This window comes from Psychrobacter sp. PP-21, assembly GCF_033790785.1.
GTDB lineage: Bacteria > Pseudomonadota > Gammaproteobacteria > Pseudomonadales > Moraxellaceae > Psychrobacter.
Genome location: NZ_JAMYEB010000002.1, coordinates 1 through 14,976 on the forward strand (window position 1 = coordinate 1; position 14,976 = coordinate 14,976).

Genomic DNA, 14,976 nt, shown 5'->3' on the forward strand with positions numbered 1-14,976 from the left:
GGCTTGTTTTAGGATGTTGACGATTTGGTTGTCGCTAAAGCGTGTCTTTTTCATAGGATTCTCCTGCTGGTGTATTTTAGCAGTTAATCTCTATTTGTAAGTGTTCTTATTTATTGGGGGGATTACCAATCTAACCCTCTAGAGCTAAAAATTCATTTCAACTGTCAAAGTTATAGTACTATTAGAGTTGACTAGGATTACTATCTACTCTAACTAATGACAGATTGAGCCATTCATGAACTTTATAGACGTTGAGCCTACGCTAGAAAATTACTGGCGAGCTATTATTCTGTTTGGTAGAAATACAGCTTCTTATAAATTTGCGCTTGCCAAGACTCTAATCGAGGTCAGCTTAGAAAGAAACTCTGACTTCATTTCACTAGAAGATTTAGCACTTCCCTACGCGATGCATCTGTGTGAACATCTTAAACACAGTCCCAAACAAAGCACCTCTCGTAACGGTAAGTTTATTAATGCTTGTATTCAGTTCAATCAGCAGCAGATTAGCGAAGATAATCTCATTAATGTTACGAATAAAGAAGGTTTTAAATACGTTTTGGACGCTTTCCATGTGGTTAACACCAGAGCAGTACAAGAACGTTTTTATGATGTCATTGATAAAGATTTTTTTATTGATGAGCGCAGACACAACAAAGGAATACGCTTAACGGATAACTTATTCAAGTTATTTAATGTGTTTGATAACTCAGCAGAAAGTTTAAATATTGAGACGGAATCACGCTGGAATTTGGTAGAAAAAGCTTGGGAGCTCAATATTAGCAAAAGTTTAATTGCAGTTGAATTTGACCAAAATACTCATCAGTTATTTACTAAAGACACCAAACATCGCCGCATTGATATCACCAGCTCAAGAGGTGCATTAAACGGTTACCAAAAGAGCAGATGCTTTTACTGCTTTACAGAAATCAGCATAACTCATAATCACTCAATGCTAGCAGATATTGACCATTTTTTTCCGCATACCCTTAAATCTCAAGTAGCGACTGCTGATTGCTGTAGACCTGTCAATGTCGATGGGGTTTGGAACTTAGTACTCGCTTGCTCTGATTGCAACCGCGGTATTGATGGCAAATCTGCTCAAGTACCCAATATCGAATTATTAAAAAGACTGCATACACGCAATGAATATTTGATTGGCAGTCATCACCCATTACGCGAAACCTTAATCAATCAAACCGGTAAAAATGAAAAGTCACGCCAGAATTTTTTGCAAAAGTCTTTCAACTTTTCAAAAGAGCATTTGATTCATGTCTGGCAACCTAGACAACAAGGAAACAGTCTTTTCTAATAATAATCGGCAATATATAATCCATGACAAATCAATTGAAGACCTTAGCCTTCTACAATAGCAACGCAAACTCATTCGTAGAGCAAACTATTGGTGTGGATATGCATCAGCTATATCATCCTTTTATAGCAACCCTACCTGCTAGATCACCAAACCAACAACACATATTAGACTTAGGCTGCGGCTCTGGTCGTGACAGTATCTACTTTGCCACCTTAGGTTTCAATGTTACTGCTATTGATGGTAGCCAAGTACTAATCGACCTTGCACAATCAAAATCTGCTGCCAAGCAAGATACGATTGAGTGGTATTGTGCTACGTTTGAGGATATTGTCCAAGAAAACTGGCAACATAAATTCACTGCTATCTGGTCCTGCGCTTCACTACTCCATGTACCTTATAGAGAGCTGCCTGAGCTAATAGAGAAATTACTACACATGCTGACAGAAGACGGAGGGTTGTACGCTTCATTTAAATATGGCGATAGTGAGCGTATAAAAGATGGTCGCTTTTTCAACGATATGAATGAAGTGCGCTGGGCAGCCACAAAGCAAAAAATTACTTGCGACTGTAAAGAAGAAACTTGGCTCACACTTGACCAGAGAGCAGATAGAAATGAAGCATGGTTTAATATTATGATTAGGAGGGTTTAAGCTGATAAACGGCTGCTATGATTGAGTTTATTTTGCGCGTTTTTGATACACCAACACAGGTTGCGCAATGTTTATATCATTAGTATCATCTAGCTTTAAAATAGCTCAACGACAATTAGGGAAAATCTTATGGCAAAACTAGAATCAAATATCGAATTAGAAGCTGCGGCATTTCGTCGCTTATTGGCGCATTTGGATGAGCGTAAAGATGTACAGAATATCGAGCTGATGAATCTTGCTGATTTTTGTCGTAACTGCTTGTCTAAATGGTATAAAGCTGCAGGTGAAGAGCGTGGTATTGACATCGACTACGAAGATGCGCGCGAGCTCGTTTATGGGATGCCTTACGCTGAGTGGAAAGAGAAGTATCAACAAAAAGCCACGCCAGAGCAGTTAGCGCGCTTTAATGAGATTGAAGCTGCCAAGAACAAAACCAATTAAAGCCAACGGGTAGCGGCTATTTTATTTACTCCACTACCCGTTGGTTACATCAGATGAGCCCATATGGCTACTCGATTAGCGATTTTCTATAGATTTGAGTATGCTACTAAATCCTATGGTTCCTTGTTTTTGCATTTGACGGTCGAATAAGCGACCGACCAATGGCAATGTTACAATCAATCGACCCTCAGATATCCACGTCACATGTGTGGTGCCATCGCCCAAGTCTTTTAAGTCAATAACGCCTTTGTCGTGTCGCATTTTGATAGGTTTAGATTTTTCGATTTTATATTGCATATGAGTAGGACGCTCAAACGCTGTAATTCGCTCCCAAAACTTAACAGGGCCCGTCTTAATGGTGCGTAGAGCGCCAACGCCATTGCGCTCTTCATCACCTTCAGTGACTAACTTAGCTACTCCTACCGCTTTAAATGATCCATAGCTCGCATGGTCACTCAAGGCTTCAAAAACGTCATCAATTGGTTTTTTGACAATGCGCTCTACTTTTATTTTAAACATAATAGTGTCTCGTTAAGGTTAGAACTATTTAGCTTACTGGCATTTCAAAATAAGTAAAGCAATCAGATGTTAACGTGAAGAGCGCTTAGCCCCGCGACCTTTTAAGGGACGCTTACCGTTTGTAGTGGGCTTACCATTGCCGCCAGCATTCTTGCCGCGACCAGTGGGACGTCCATCTCTGCCTTTAGACCCTGCGGGCTTTCTGGCATCATCCTTGGCATGTTTATTACGCCCTTTTGAAGCGCCCGCCGATTTTGAAGATGGTTTTGGCTTGGATGAGGTATCGTTATAAGGCTTTTTTCTTGGTGCTTTACGAGATTTTTTGCCTGAATGATTATCTTGTGACGAAGAGTTTGCTACAGCCTTAAGCAAATCAGTTAACTCCTTTGGCGTGAGGTCTCGCCAATCGCCTACAGGGAGTCCTTTCAGGCTGACATTCATAACTCGTGTACGTTCAAGCTTGACGACGTCATAACCAAAATGCTCACACATACGGCGAATTTGGCGGTTCAGACCTTGAATGAGTGTGATATTGAATATGTTGGGCGCAACCTTAGTTACGGGGCATTTTTTCGTCATTTTGCCTAGCATCGGCACGCCACCTGCTAGCCCTTCAATAAAGCTGTCCGTTATCGGCTTATTGACCGTGACCAGATACTCTTTTTCGTGGTTGTTACCAGCACGCAATACTTTATTGACCAGATCGCCATTATTGGTCAAAAAGATCAGTCCTTGAGAGTCTTTGTCCAGTCGACCAATCGGGAAAATACGAACCCCATGTCTAACAAAATCGACAATATTGTTTTTCTCAGAGCTTTCTGTCGTGCTCACGATACCCACGGGCTTATTCAAAGCGATAAATACAAAATCATCAGGCTCTCGCGGCTCAATCAACTGTCCGTTTACTTTTACGGTATCACCAGCGACCACTTGATCGCCCACCGCAGCACGCTTGCCATTGATGTATACGTTACCCTGCTCCACAAAGCGGTCAGCGTCACGCCGTGAGCAAATACCACTTTCACTGATATATTTATTTAGACGAGTCGAGGAAGCGTTAAACATAAAGCACCGTTTTACCTGATAAGAAGTCTTTTTACTAAAAAAGTCTACATTGAATGGGACGTCTATAACGAGACTGCTGACATTATATAGGAAATCCAGTAACCCTTTGAGCAGAGATGGGCAAAAACCTAGAAATATATACAGAGTCGTGTAATCGTAAATAGCGGTAAGGCGACTTGTTGATGGTAGCGACTCTCAGACAGGCGTATACGGAGTCATTCGTAGTATACCTTTTATAATGACAATGGTACTGATACAACCCATCAACTTTGATGCTTACTTCAGTAAAAGACTTTCTCACCATTCAGTGCTTTCAATGACCAAAGAACTCTGATACAAATAATAAGGTTAAAGGATTAACACAGATATCACACAACGTAGATATGACGCTCTATTTATTGTGCGTGTTATCAGACTCAATAGTGTTCACACAAGGAAAAGATCATGCCAAACATTAATGTCAACGGAACCACCCTATTTTATAACGATGATGGTCCCAAAGATGCGCCAGTATTGGTACTAAGTCACTCGCTATTTTTTGATCACAAAATGTTTGTTCATCAGATAGAACAATTATCTAAAACCATTCGCATTATAAGTTATGACGATCGAGATCAAGGTCGAAGTGCGCGTTCAGAGCTTGTAAGCGTTGATATGGATACCCACACCAACGATGCTATCGCCTTGATTGAAGCACTTGAGCTAGGACCTTGTTTCTTCGCTGGTAACTCTATGGGCGGATTTATTGCGCTACGATTAGCCGCTCGCCGTCCAGATTTATTAAAGGGTTGTATTGTACTTGGATCTAGCGGAGAGCTTGAGTACAAACTAGCCGATTTTTCACCTTTGGTAGAAGGATTAAGTGCACAAGGTACTGAGCCATTTATAGACACACTTATGTACATAATGTTTGGCGATGATTACTTGGCAAATGCCTCTCGAGCAAGCGAGCGTGAGTACTGGCGCGAACATATGCTAAAGCTAGAACCAGACATTGCGCGTAGTGCCGATGGCGTTATTCATCGTACGGGTATACTAGATGAGATTGAGGGCTGTCAGGTACCTATGCTGGTATTGGCAGGTGAGCAAGACCATGCGTATGAAGTACCCCTGTCAGAAAACATTGTTAAAAAGGTAGCAGACGGCAAAATGTTTGTCATTCCAAAGGCCGGTCACTCCGTAGCACTTGAGCAGCCAAAAATCGTCAATAATTTTATTGCCGATTTTATCTCAGCACATTCGTAATGATATGAGAGGCGCTTAGCCATAGCAATCAAAGGGCGCTTTAGATCTATAATCTAGAGAGCCTTTTTATGGTGTGCCAAATGACTACTCATCTTACAAGATAGTGCTTTACCCTACTCGGCATCATCTAAAAGCCTATTTAACTCATCTACCATGGCATCGTCTATGATACTGTTTTCTACATAGCTGACCATTTCATCTATAGTTGTCAGGTCCATTTCTCGAATACCTAACTCAGCCAGTTGCTTGTTGATAGACGCTAAGCTGTCGTTGTCTTCAGCATCATCTAATAAGTCTTCTTCGAATCGACCTCTAACGAACCAGTACATTTTTTCTAGTACCGTGTCTTTTTTGGTCAATGTAGAGTAACCATCGCCGTAGATAAACAGATTGAAATGATAAGCTATCTCTATATCATTAATAAAAAATTTACGCTGGCACTCTAACGTGTAGGCTTGGATCTCTTCACCTTCCACACTATCCACGCTTGTATTGTCTTCGTCGTATTCAATCGCTTCCTCTACCAATCCGCCCAGCAGTTGATAGTCGCCTACTTTGATTTTGTGATTATAAATAATAGCAGAGTCTGCGATTGCATCGAAAATAATAGCACTGACATCTAACGTATGATTATCAATATCATAAAATGCTTTGAGCGCTGGCAGAAACTCTGTCAGCTTATCTTCAGGTACTTGAATAAGGAACTGCTGCTCGTATATTTTGATCATATCTTCAGGAGCATAGGTATTGGCAGTATCGTTCTCATTTCTACCAGTAGGCTGCAAGGGTAGGAAATTATATGGGTTATTTGTGGTCATTCAGAACGGCCTTTTTGCTTGAGTTAATGTGTTAAATAGCGGTAAATATCGAACTGGCTAAACCTTTAAACACGTGATTGTTGAATATCACGGTACCTTAGGTTCTATATGTATATTGTCTCTTATTCAGACGATTTTAGATAGACGATTATCAATTTACACGTTTGATCACTTCACTTTAGACAGGCAGTCTAAATGGCACAGACTAAAGAGACGATACTAGCCAGCAGCGGCTTGGTATCGCCTTCAAGCGCTAATCCAACTTTCACTTTTCGCTAAAGCTACTTACATACTAGTCGTTAATTGATTTGCTGCCATCCAGACGTTGTATGATGCTCGTCTTGATGTGCAAATAATGGGTGCGCTTTAGCTTCATGTAGATTCAAAACAGGGGTCACACAGACATCCGTTGCTGCAAATACGCCCTGCCAATGCTCAAGCGTCTGACTGGCGAATGTCTTCGCCATTGTTCTAGTCGCTGTTTGACTTTCAGGCGTAGTTGGCATGACCCCAAGCTGCCAATGTATGTTTTTAAGGGCAGGCAAATCCAAAACCTCGCATAAACCTTGCCAAAATTTTAGCTCCAATGCACCAATGGCCATATAGCGTAGATCAGCGGTTTGGTACAGTCGGTAACATGGCAATGCGCCACCTAAAAAATCGTGCTGCGGCATAGGCGGCGTTGCTGAAGTATCACCTGACAAACGATTGATTAACTTGCCGGTTACCTTTGGCATGACCATATGATTATAAAGGCTATGCGTCATACTAATAGCAATATGTCGTCCTTTGCCGGTACGATGGGCGGCAAACACAGCAGCCAGTAGCGCAATCACTGCTGTATCACTACCACCTGCCAAGTCCGCAAACTGGATATTGGGCATGGCCTGCCCGCCTGCTGCTGTTTTTAACTGATCAAGCACACCGCTCATAGCCATGAAATTGATATCGTGACCGGCCTTGTCAGACCAATGATGAATTACTTGAGAGTTATCTTTTAAGTGGGCGTCTTCTAAGTAAGCACCTTCTAAGTGCACACCTTCTTTTCCGTGAGATTCTTCTTTTTTGTCATTGCCTGCGACGCCATAGCCAGTGATCGACACCATGACTAGTTTTGGGTTAATAGTATGGAGCGTCTTGGCATCTAGTCCGATGTCCGCAAGGATACCTGGACGAAAGCTGTCTAGCATCATGTCAGCATTTTTAAGGTGCGCTTTTATACTGTCTATCGCTTTAGGATCATGAAAGTCATACTGTTCAGTTGTCTTACCATGGTTTAAAGCCGCAAACAGTTTCCCAAACACGCGCGCAGGATCGCCTTGTTTGGGTTCTATTTTGAGGACGTCTGCCCCTAGATCTGCAAGCAGACGCGTGGCAAAGGGCCCTGGTAGGTTACGAGTCAAATCGACGACTCGTAACCCTTGTAAACAATCTGCCATTTGACCATGATTTGATACATATACATCAGTCATCAGAGAACGCCTCGCCTTTGGCTGCCATGTCTAACAATATCTTGGCAGGCTCGAACCGTTCACCATATTTTGCCGCCAGCTCGCGACTACGCTTGACGAACTCATCGACGCCCATCGCATTGATAAACTGTAGCGTGCCGCCGTGCTGCGGGGCAAATCCCCAGCCAAAGATAGACCCTATATTGGTATCGGCGACCGAGCGCACGACGTTTTCTTCATAGCATCTCGCAGATTCATTAGCTTGAATAAACATTAAGCGATCAACTAGGTCCTGCTGTGAGGGTTGCTCTGACTGTGGTGGATACAAGTTGATAAGCTCAGGCCATAAATGCTTATTACCGTCTCCTGGATAATCATAGAACCCTTTGCCATTTTTCTTGCCTTCGCGCCCATGCTCATTGACCAGCGTCTTTAGTATCTCGTAAGAAGAGCGCACAGCAATAGACTTGCCTTCGGCTGCCATATCCACCTGCTGCTGCTCGCTGACATGTAACGCTAGACTCAGTGACACTTCATCTTGCAATGCCAGGGGCGGCATAGGCATGCCCGTTTTTAATCCAGCAACTTCGATACTACGCGGATGGACACCTTCGCCCAGCATCGCGATGCCCTCTGATACATAGGTGCCAAATACTCTGGAGGTATAAAATCCATGGCTGTCATTTACGACGATAGGCGTTTTGCCGATTTGCAAAACATAATCGAACGCTTTGGCGAGCGTCACATCGTCGGTTTGCGCGCCTACGATGATTTCGACCAGTGGCATCTTGTCTACTGGTGAGAAAAAGTGCAGACCAATAAATTGATTTGGACGAGTGCTGGCTTTTGCCAGTCCTGTAATAGGTAAGGTTGAGGTGTTGGACGCATAAATAGCCGTGCTTGGAATCACTGCCTCACTCTGCTGGGTACACTTGGCTTTGATTTCTCGGTTTTCAAATACTGCTTCGATGATGAGATCACAATCAGCCAAATCATCGTAAGATACGGTTGGCGTGATACGTGTTAAGAGGGTTTGCTTTTTCTCTTCGGTAGCGCGCTTTCGGCTGATGGCTTTATCCAAAATGTTAGCAGAATACGCTTTGCCTTTTTCAGCATTCGCAATATCTGTATCCAATAGCACGACATCTATACCTGCTTTAGCAGTGACATAAGCGATGCCTGCGCCCATCATACCAGCCCCTAAGATACCGACTTTTTTGGTCGGTGTCCGCTCAAACCCTTGAGGGCGAGACTGACCTTTCTTGATATTATTCAGCTGCGTCCATAGGGTGTTGATCATGTTTTTTGATTCAGTCGACAGCACACAAGCGGCAAAATAACGCGACTCAATTTCAAGTCCCGTATCGATATCTACCAAACAGCCCTCAAACACACAAGACATAATATGAGTAATCGCTGGATAGTTGCCGTGAGATTTTTGATTGGCCATGGCTGGGGCGATGGAGAATATAGGCACCACTTTGGGGTGTTTGCTATCACCACCAGGGATTTTAAAGCCTTTCTTATCCCATGGCTGCTGCACGCTTAGATTATTTTGAATCCAGTCCTTAGCCTGCACCAGCATATCTGCATGATCGATAGCTGTCGCATCAATCAGACCGATGTCTTTCGCCGCAGCGACGCGCAACTCTTTGCCTTGCGTCATCAGCTCTAGTGCCACTTGAATACCGACCAATCGCGGCAAGCGCTGCGTACCGCCGCCGCCCGGCAGCAAGCCCAATTTCACCTCAGGTAGACCAAGCTTAGTCTTCGGCGTATCAATGGCAATGCGATAATGACAGGCAAGCGCCAACTCTAAACCACCGCCCAGCGCCGTTCCCGTCATCGCAGCGACCACAGGCTTGCCTGAGGTTTCAAGCTGACGCAAACTCCCTTTGAGCGCTTCAGTTAATGTAAATGCTTGCTCGGCTGTCTCGATCTTATCCAATTGGTCGATATCTGCGCCAACTACAAAGGTGTCTTTGGCAGAAGTGAGAATCAAGCCTTTGGCTGAGTCATCATTGATAACGCTATCGACCATTGTGGCGAACGACTCCGTAAAACCGTCACCGATGACATTCATTTTGCGTTTGCTTTGGTCAATTGTAACGGTAACGATGCCATCGTCATCACGCTGGGCGGAGAAGTTTTCTAATGCTTTAATGACTGTCACGCTATCTGTTGTCTGGTTAGCTGCCTGGTTGTTTGTCATCATTTTTATTCCTTAAATGATTCTTTATCTATTGTTTTTTGCCTACTTGTTTTTCATTTTATTTGAGAAAGAAGTTAAACGCGCTCGATGATGGTGGCAATGCCCATACCACCGCCCACACATAGCGTGATCATGGCGGTCTTGAGGTCACGGCGCTCTAACTCATCGAGGACGGTCGTCATTAGCATCGCACCCGTTGCCCCAAGCGGATGCCCCATAGCGATTGCACCACCATTAACATTGACAATATCAAGCGAGATTCCAAAATCATCAGCGGTATTCATCGGGACAGCAGCGAATGCTTCGTTAATTTCCCACAGGTCTATATCAGAGGCTTGCATGCCCGCTTTATCGAGGGCTTTTTGGCAAGCTGGCGTTGGACCTGTCAGCATGATGGCAGGTTCTGAGCCAATAACTGATGCCATCGTGATTTTGGCGCGTGGTTTTAGACCTGCTTTTTGACCAGCAGCAGCACTACCGACCAAACAAATCGCGGCCCCATCAACGATGCCTGAAGAGTTGCCTGCATGATGTACATGGTTGACGGTTTCAATCGTGGTGTATCGGTCTAATATCACGCTATCAAAACCCATTTTACCCGGCATAATAAAAGAAGGTTTAAGACCCGCTAAAGTCTCGACATTGGTATTAGGGCGGATGGTTTCATCTTTATCCAGTAGCATCATACCGTTGAGATCGGTGACAGGGACGACAGATTTGTCGTAATAGCCCTTCTCCCATGCCTGTGCAGCGCGGCGATGCGACTCGGTGGCAAAGGCATCGACATCACTACGACTAAAGCCTTTGAGCGTCGCGATGGTATCCGCACCCACGCCCTGCGGCACAAAGTGCGTCGCTTCATTGACGCGTGGATCCATGTACCATGCACCGCCATCAGAACCCATTGGCACGCGGCTCATGGACTCAACACCGCCTGCCACTACCATATCCTCCATACCTGACATGACCTTGGCAGCAGCCAAATTGATAGACTCTAGACCAGAGGCACAAAAGCGAGACAAGGTTAACCCAGCCACACTTTGCGCCCAACCAGCATCAATGACGGCAATACGTGCAATATCCGAGCCTTGTTCACCCACTGGCGTCACGCAGCCAAGCACCACATCATCGACCAAACTGGTATCTAAGTTATGTCGTTGTTGCATCTCCTTTAATAGAGTACGCGTTAGCCAAATCGGTGATGCCTGATATAAGGAGCCGTCCTTTTTTCCTTTGCCACGTGGCGTACGGATAGCATCGTAAATATATGCAGTCTCAGTCATAAAAAATCCTTTTTTATTTTTAAACAAACCATCATTTCAATCAATAAGCGACACGTCTACATGAAGCGTGACGCCAGCTCTTTCATAATCTCATTGGTACCGCCATAGATTTTTTGTACGCGGGCATCAGCGTATAGACGTGCGATAGGATATTCTGTCATATAGCCATAGCCACCAAACAGCTGTACACACTCATCCAGCACTTCACATTGTTTTTCGGTAACCCAGTATTTGATCAATGACGCATGCGGTACAGACAGTTTGCCATCTAACATGGCATCTACTGCCGCGTCACACATGCTACTAGCAGCAAGATAATCGGCATAGCACTCTGCCATCTTAAAGCGGGTATTTTGGAACTTCCAGATGGGCTTGCCAAAAGCTTCGCGACCTTTTACATAATCTAGGGTCAAGTTAATCGCCAGCTTCATCGACCCAATACCTGATAACGCAATGATCAGACGCTCACGTGGCAACTCCTGCATCATTTGTATGAAACCCATACCTTCTACCGTACCTAAGAGGTTGGTTTGCGGCACACGTACATTACTAAAGAACAGCTCTGAGGTATCTTGCGACGTCAGACCAATCTTATCAAGATTGCGTCCACGCTCAAACCCTTCTACTTTATCGGTTTCTACGATAATAAGAGAAACTCCTTGTGCGCCTTTTTCACGGTCTGTTTTGCAAGCTAATAAAATCAGATTGGCATGCTGACCGTTGGTAATAAAGGTCTTTGAACCATTAATGATGTAGTCATCACCATCTTTTATCGCATAGGTTTTGATGTTTTGTAAATCAGACCCTGTACCAGGTTCAGTCATAGCGATAGCGCCAATGTATTCGCCTGTTGCCATCTTGGGTAGCCACGCTTGTTTTTGTTCTTCAGTACCGTGGTCTAAAATATAGGGCGCGACGATACCTGAGTGCACCATGCCGCCAAATCCTGACTGATTGGCCTCAGTCTGTGCGTAGATAAGCGCCGCCTCATGACCAAAATCACCACCGCCGCCGCCATACTCGCTTGGTATCGCCGCACACAGAAACCCCATTTCGCCCGCCTCTTCCCACGCATCGCGATCAATCATGCCGTTTTTGCGCCACTGCTCGTCTTTGGAATCCCAAGATTGGAACATTTTTAGGGCACTGTCGTGCACCATCTGATGCTCTTCGGTCATCCAGTTCGGAGTAAATTTTTCGATACTCATAATGTCTATCCTTGACAAGGTTAAGTGAACAACAACGATATCTACGTTATTTTAGTAAAGAGACAAATTACGGTAATTTATATTACCATTAGCTATAGGCTATAAATTCATTGTATTTGCTGATAACTGAGTCTTATACTAGGTGATGAAAAATAAATTCGCAATCAAATGAGTAAAAATGGTAATTATCGTTACTCATTAAATATAAATGAAATATGCTTTTATCAATCCGGCTATATCATCAGATATCTAGCGAGTGATATGCATGAGATAGACCATGACTTAACGTAGTGTTAAATTATCGATGCTGAATAGGCAGTGATAAACAAGCAGTAACAAACAAGGAATGATAAGTATGACCGTCGCCAATCAGTTAGATGATGCCAACCCAACTCGAACTCTAGCCTCTCTATCCGATATGCGGCCTGCAACTTTGGAGAAGATTGAGAAGGCGGTTCGTCAAGATTTTGCAGGATTTGACGCAAATGAGGTAACGATGGCACAGATTGCAAAATCTGCAAATGTCTCATTGCAAACGCTCTACAAGTACTTCGGCGACAAACAAACGCTGTTTTATACCATTATGGATATTGTGCTGGGCAGACTGGCTGCTCGTATCATGGATCACTTGCAGGGTATTGATAGCGTCCAAGATCGCCTGCGAAAAACGCTGTGGGTGTGTTTTGACTTTGTCGACTCGCACCCAGATGCGGTGATGGTGCTCTCATCTGTATCGGCATCACGCATACGTAATATTGCAATTTATGAAAACAAAGAATTAATTGGCGCATTTTTGGCAGTACTAGAAGATGGGCAAAATCGTGGGGTACTCAATGATACCGTTCCCTTACATATACTCTTCGATGTGTTTATGGGCTTTATCAGTCGTCTTGGACTCATGCATACCATTCGCCAAACAGAGACACCCATAAATGCAGAGTTTGATGCACTATTCACTATTTTGTGGCGTGCTATCTCTAAACCTGACGTTTAATATGATACTTGTACAACGATTCTTATGCCTCAATGTTTAGCACAAGAAGGTATTCAACACACTAACCGTAGTTAAAAAAACCAAAAAGCCCCACGACAAAGTGAGGCTTTTTTCTGTCTTTTAAAATTTTTTGTTTTTTGAAACTATTTGTCTTTTAAAATCAATCTGATTATTCAGTCAATATAACTAATCAGTTAAGCTGCTCGTATATTCACAGTATTTCAGATGCTACTAGATTTCGGCAATCCGTACTCTATATGTTCGATCCTGTGATTGGGTTTCTCGATAGTCAGCTGATAACTTTTTATAACCCCATCATATGGCAAATGGCTCTCATACTGCTGATAGTGCTCACAGATACACTCTTCAATCGCTGACTTACGTGCAGCATCGTCTAATTTGGCAAAACCATTGGGCAGATATACTTGCGCAAAACGCGACGCTGCATCGCGAGACATCCAGTTTGTGCTACTGACAAAGGTAAAACCCACATCGGCACGCAAGCTATATTTGGGTAGTGTATTGGAATGGTTCGCTACATCATCCTTAATCTGAGCGATGTCTTCTGCGAATGGCTGATACGGTATCTCAAGCACAGCGAAAAGTGCTACCAAAAATTCATCTGCCGTAAAGTATTTATCCATATAGCTGCCATCGAGTCCGAGGTGCTTGTTCGATAGCACATGGCGCAGGCGGTCATAGGCAGGTATGGTGTGTTTGAGAGGATAGCCCATTTGCTTGACGATATCTTGCGGGCGCAGCTCAAGCGACTCTATTTGATTAATTATATACTGCGCTAGAGAATGGCGTGGATGATAACGACGGGTATATTTAGATGGGTTAGCAATGTGGCTCATGATATTGAACACCTTAGACTCCTGTAACTCCGACAAAAAAGGTTGAGATATGCCAAATAGGCAAAAAATCAGGCACAAATGAGGGTGTCGGAGTACAGGCTCATGCGCTTTACCAGAGTTGTTTTATATCGTGCTGGAAGTTGCAAGGTTTGAATGCTGTCACAAGGTTTGCCTCATGATCAGTCACTCAAAACTGTTAAACCCACGATAGATCGTTCAACGATGATAGCACATCAGATGATAGAAAATAAATACTGATATGTTTACTTATTTTGCAAATATCAGCAGCTGCTTTTTGGGACTACAAATATGTCTTAATCTTCATTGTGGTACGTTGCCTCGTCAATCCAAATGATAGGGTCTTCGCACAGATGAGTTAAGTGATACCAGATATCACTACTACGAGCAATACGGTGATGACCACCGTCAAAATAGTCTACCTCCCAACTGTCAGATAGATTTACTAAGGTTCGGCGAGCCACTGCCACATCGAGACTTTCATCGTCAACTTCTACCATCACTCGTACCATCTCGGTATTGGTTGTGGGAAAAGACAACTTCATATCAGCCGCTACTGGGATACGGTCAGCCACCACCTCACTTGGATAGATACAAGGCGCAATCAACAGCGTGCGCAAGTTGTATTTATGAGCAAAATGATTGGCAAACCAACCCCCAAGCGAATGCCCTGCCAATACCACACGTGAATACTGTGTCATTTTTTCACAAATCAATGCATCGTAAACCTTAAATATTTCTGTAAAATTCTCTCGATAATTGACCGTTTGGCAGTATTTAGGCTCACGCGTGATACAAGTATATTTACTGGTCTCATTGCTTGAATCAAGACCATGAAAAAACAGTAAAAACGTGTCACTGTTTTCAATAGGAAGCATCATAAGGTTCTCCTTTTTTAATTAT

Annotated in this window: 14 protein-coding genes; 5 read left to right on the plus strand and 9 right to left on the minus strand. The window is 43.6% G+C overall.

The features are described 5' to 3' along the window. Positions 1–235: 235 nt before the first annotated feature. From NJD71_RS02865 to NJD71_RS02875, 3 genes are all read left to right on the plus strand, one after another. Complete coding sequence (locus tag NJD71_RS02865) at positions 236–1,309, plus strand: HNH endonuclease domain-containing protein (protein WP_319050446.1); 1,074 nt, start codon at positions 236–238, stop codon at positions 1,307–1,309. 23 nt (positions 1,310–1,332) lie between these two features. Next, entirely contained in the window at positions 1,333–1,962 is a 630-nt protein-coding gene (locus tag NJD71_RS02870) for a class I SAM-dependent methyltransferase (RefSeq protein WP_319050447.1), read from the plus strand. 129 nt (positions 1,963–2,091) lie between these two features. After that, a complete protein-coding gene (locus tag NJD71_RS02875; RefSeq protein WP_319050448.1) occupies positions 2,092–2,403 on the plus strand; it encodes a DUF1244 domain-containing protein in 312 nt (103 codons plus the stop codon). 75 nt (positions 2,404–2,478) lie between these two features. Here the strand turns inward: NJD71_RS02875 and NJD71_RS02880 are convergent, their stop codons facing one another. Continuing rightward, positions 2,479–2,922: an SRPBCC family protein gene (locus tag NJD71_RS02880; protein WP_319050449.1), complete on the minus strand. Its 444-nt coding sequence runs from the start codon at positions 2,920–2,922 to the stop codon at positions 2,479–2,481. A gap of 69 nt (positions 2,923–2,991) precedes the next feature. After that, positions 2,992–3,987 carry a 23S rRNA pseudouridine(2604) synthase RluF gene (gene rluF, locus NJD71_RS02885; RefSeq protein WP_319050450.1) on the minus strand — a complete coding sequence of 332 codons (996 nt, stop codon included), beginning with the start codon at positions 3,985–3,987 and terminating at the stop codon, positions 2,992–2,994. Positions 3,988–4,431: 444 nt separating this feature from the next. Between rluF and NJD71_RS02890 the strand changes: the two genes are divergently transcribed. Next, on the plus strand, positions 4,432–5,232 hold the full coding sequence (locus NJD71_RS02890) for an alpha/beta fold hydrolase (RefSeq protein WP_319050451.1): 801 nt from the start codon (positions 4,432–4,434) through the stop codon (positions 5,230–5,232). Positions 5,233–5,345: 113 nt separating this feature from the next. Here the strand turns inward: NJD71_RS02890 and NJD71_RS02895 are convergent, their stop codons facing one another. The 5 genes from NJD71_RS02895 to NJD71_RS02915 form a co-directional block, all read right to left on the minus strand. After that, on the minus strand, positions 5,346–6,050 hold the full coding sequence (locus tag NJD71_RS02895) for a hypothetical protein (protein ID WP_319050452.1): 705 nt from the start codon (positions 6,048–6,050) through the stop codon (positions 5,346–5,348). 299 nt (positions 6,051–6,349) lie between these two features. Then, a complete protein-coding gene (locus NJD71_RS02900) occupies positions 6,350–7,522 on the minus strand; it encodes a CaiB/BaiF CoA transferase family protein (protein ID WP_319050453.1) in 1,173 nt (390 codons plus the stop codon). After that, positions 7,515–9,716, minus strand: a complete 2,202-nt coding sequence (locus NJD71_RS02905) for a 3-hydroxyacyl-CoA dehydrogenase NAD-binding domain-containing protein (RefSeq protein ID WP_319050454.1) — start codon at positions 9,714–9,716, stop codon at positions 7,515–7,517. The genes NJD71_RS02900 and NJD71_RS02905 overlap by 8 nt, the downstream gene beginning before the upstream one ends. Positions 9,717–9,787: 71 nt before the next feature. After that, positions 9,788–10,996, minus strand: a complete 1,209-nt coding sequence (locus NJD71_RS02910; RefSeq protein ID WP_319050455.1) for an acetyl-CoA C-acetyltransferase — start codon at positions 10,994–10,996, stop codon at positions 9,788–9,790. 56 nt (positions 10,997–11,052) lie between these two features. Further along, positions 11,053–12,204 carry an acyl-CoA dehydrogenase family protein gene (locus NJD71_RS02915; RefSeq protein ID WP_319050456.1) on the minus strand — a complete coding sequence of 384 codons (1,152 nt, stop codon included), beginning with the start codon at positions 12,202–12,204 and terminating at the stop codon, positions 11,053–11,055. A 355-nt stretch (positions 12,205–12,559) separates the two neighbouring features. Between NJD71_RS02915 and NJD71_RS02920 the strand changes: the two genes are divergently transcribed. Further along, a complete protein-coding gene (locus tag NJD71_RS02920) occupies positions 12,560–13,198 on the plus strand; it encodes a TetR/AcrR family transcriptional regulator (protein ID WP_319050457.1) in 639 nt (212 codons plus the stop codon). Between the two features lie 221 nt (positions 13,199–13,419). Here NJD71_RS02920 and NJD71_RS02925 read toward each other — a convergent pair whose 3' ends face one another. Next, positions 13,420–14,055, minus strand: coding sequence for a hypothetical protein (locus NJD71_RS02925; protein WP_319050458.1), 636 nt, complete (start codon positions 14,053–14,055; stop codon positions 13,420–13,422). A 314-nt stretch (positions 14,056–14,369) separates the two neighbouring features. Next, a complete protein-coding gene (locus NJD71_RS02930; protein ID WP_319050459.1) occupies positions 14,370–14,954 on the minus strand; it encodes an alpha/beta hydrolase in 585 nt (194 codons plus the stop codon). Positions 14,955–14,976: the final 22 nt, after the last annotated feature.

What these genes read in the sequence shown, in the direction of transcription:
- rluF (WP_319050450.1), bottom strand. Translation starts at nt 3,987, where the DNA reads ATGTTTAACGCTTCCTCGACTCGTCTAAATAAATATATCAGTGAAAGT.
- NJD71_RS02895 (WP_319050452.1), bottom strand. Translation starts at nt 6,050, where the DNA reads ATGACCACAAATAACCCATATAATTTCCTACCCTTGCAGCCTACTGGT.
- NJD71_RS02905 (WP_319050454.1), bottom strand. Translation starts at nt 9,716, where the DNA reads ATGATGACAAACAACCAGGCAGCTAACCAGACAACAGATAGCGTGACA.
- NJD71_RS02915 (WP_319050456.1), bottom strand. Translation starts at nt 12,204, where the DNA reads ATGAGTATCGAAAAATTTACTCCGAACTGGATGACCGAAGAGCATCAG.
- NJD71_RS02925 (WP_319050458.1), bottom strand. Translation starts at nt 14,055, where the DNA reads ATGAGCCACATTGCTAACCCATCTAAATATACCCGTCGTTATCATCCA.
- NJD71_RS02910 (WP_319050455.1), bottom strand. Translation starts at nt 10,996, where the DNA reads ATGACTGAGACTGCATATATTTACGATGCTATCCGTACGCCACGTGGC.
- NJD71_RS02880 (WP_319050449.1), bottom strand. Translation starts at nt 2,922, where the DNA reads ATGTTTAAAATAAAAGTAGAGCGCATTGTCAAAAAACCAATTGATGAC.
- NJD71_RS02930 (WP_319050459.1), bottom strand. Translation starts at nt 14,954, where the DNA reads ATGATGCTTCCTATTGAAAACAGTGACACGTTTTTACTGTTTTTTCAT.
- NJD71_RS02900 (WP_319050453.1), bottom strand. Translation starts at nt 7,522, where the DNA reads ATGACTGATGTATATGTATCAAATCATGGTCAAATGGCAGATTGTTTA.
- NJD71_RS02875 (WP_319050448.1), top strand. Translation starts at nt 2,092, where the DNA reads ATGGCAAAACTAGAATCAAATATCGAATTAGAAGCTGCGGCATTTCGT.
- NJD71_RS02920 (WP_319050457.1), top strand. Translation starts at nt 12,560, where the DNA reads ATGACCGTCGCCAATCAGTTAGATGATGCCAACCCAACTCGAACTCTA.
- NJD71_RS02870 (WP_319050447.1), top strand. Translation starts at nt 1,333, where the DNA reads ATGACAAATCAATTGAAGACCTTAGCCTTCTACAATAGCAACGCAAAC.
- NJD71_RS02890 (WP_319050451.1), top strand. Translation starts at nt 4,432, where the DNA reads ATGCCAAACATTAATGTCAACGGAACCACCCTATTTTATAACGATGAT.
- NJD71_RS02865 (WP_319050446.1), top strand. Translation starts at nt 236, where the DNA reads ATGAACTTTATAGACGTTGAGCCTACGCTAGAAAATTACTGGCGAGCT.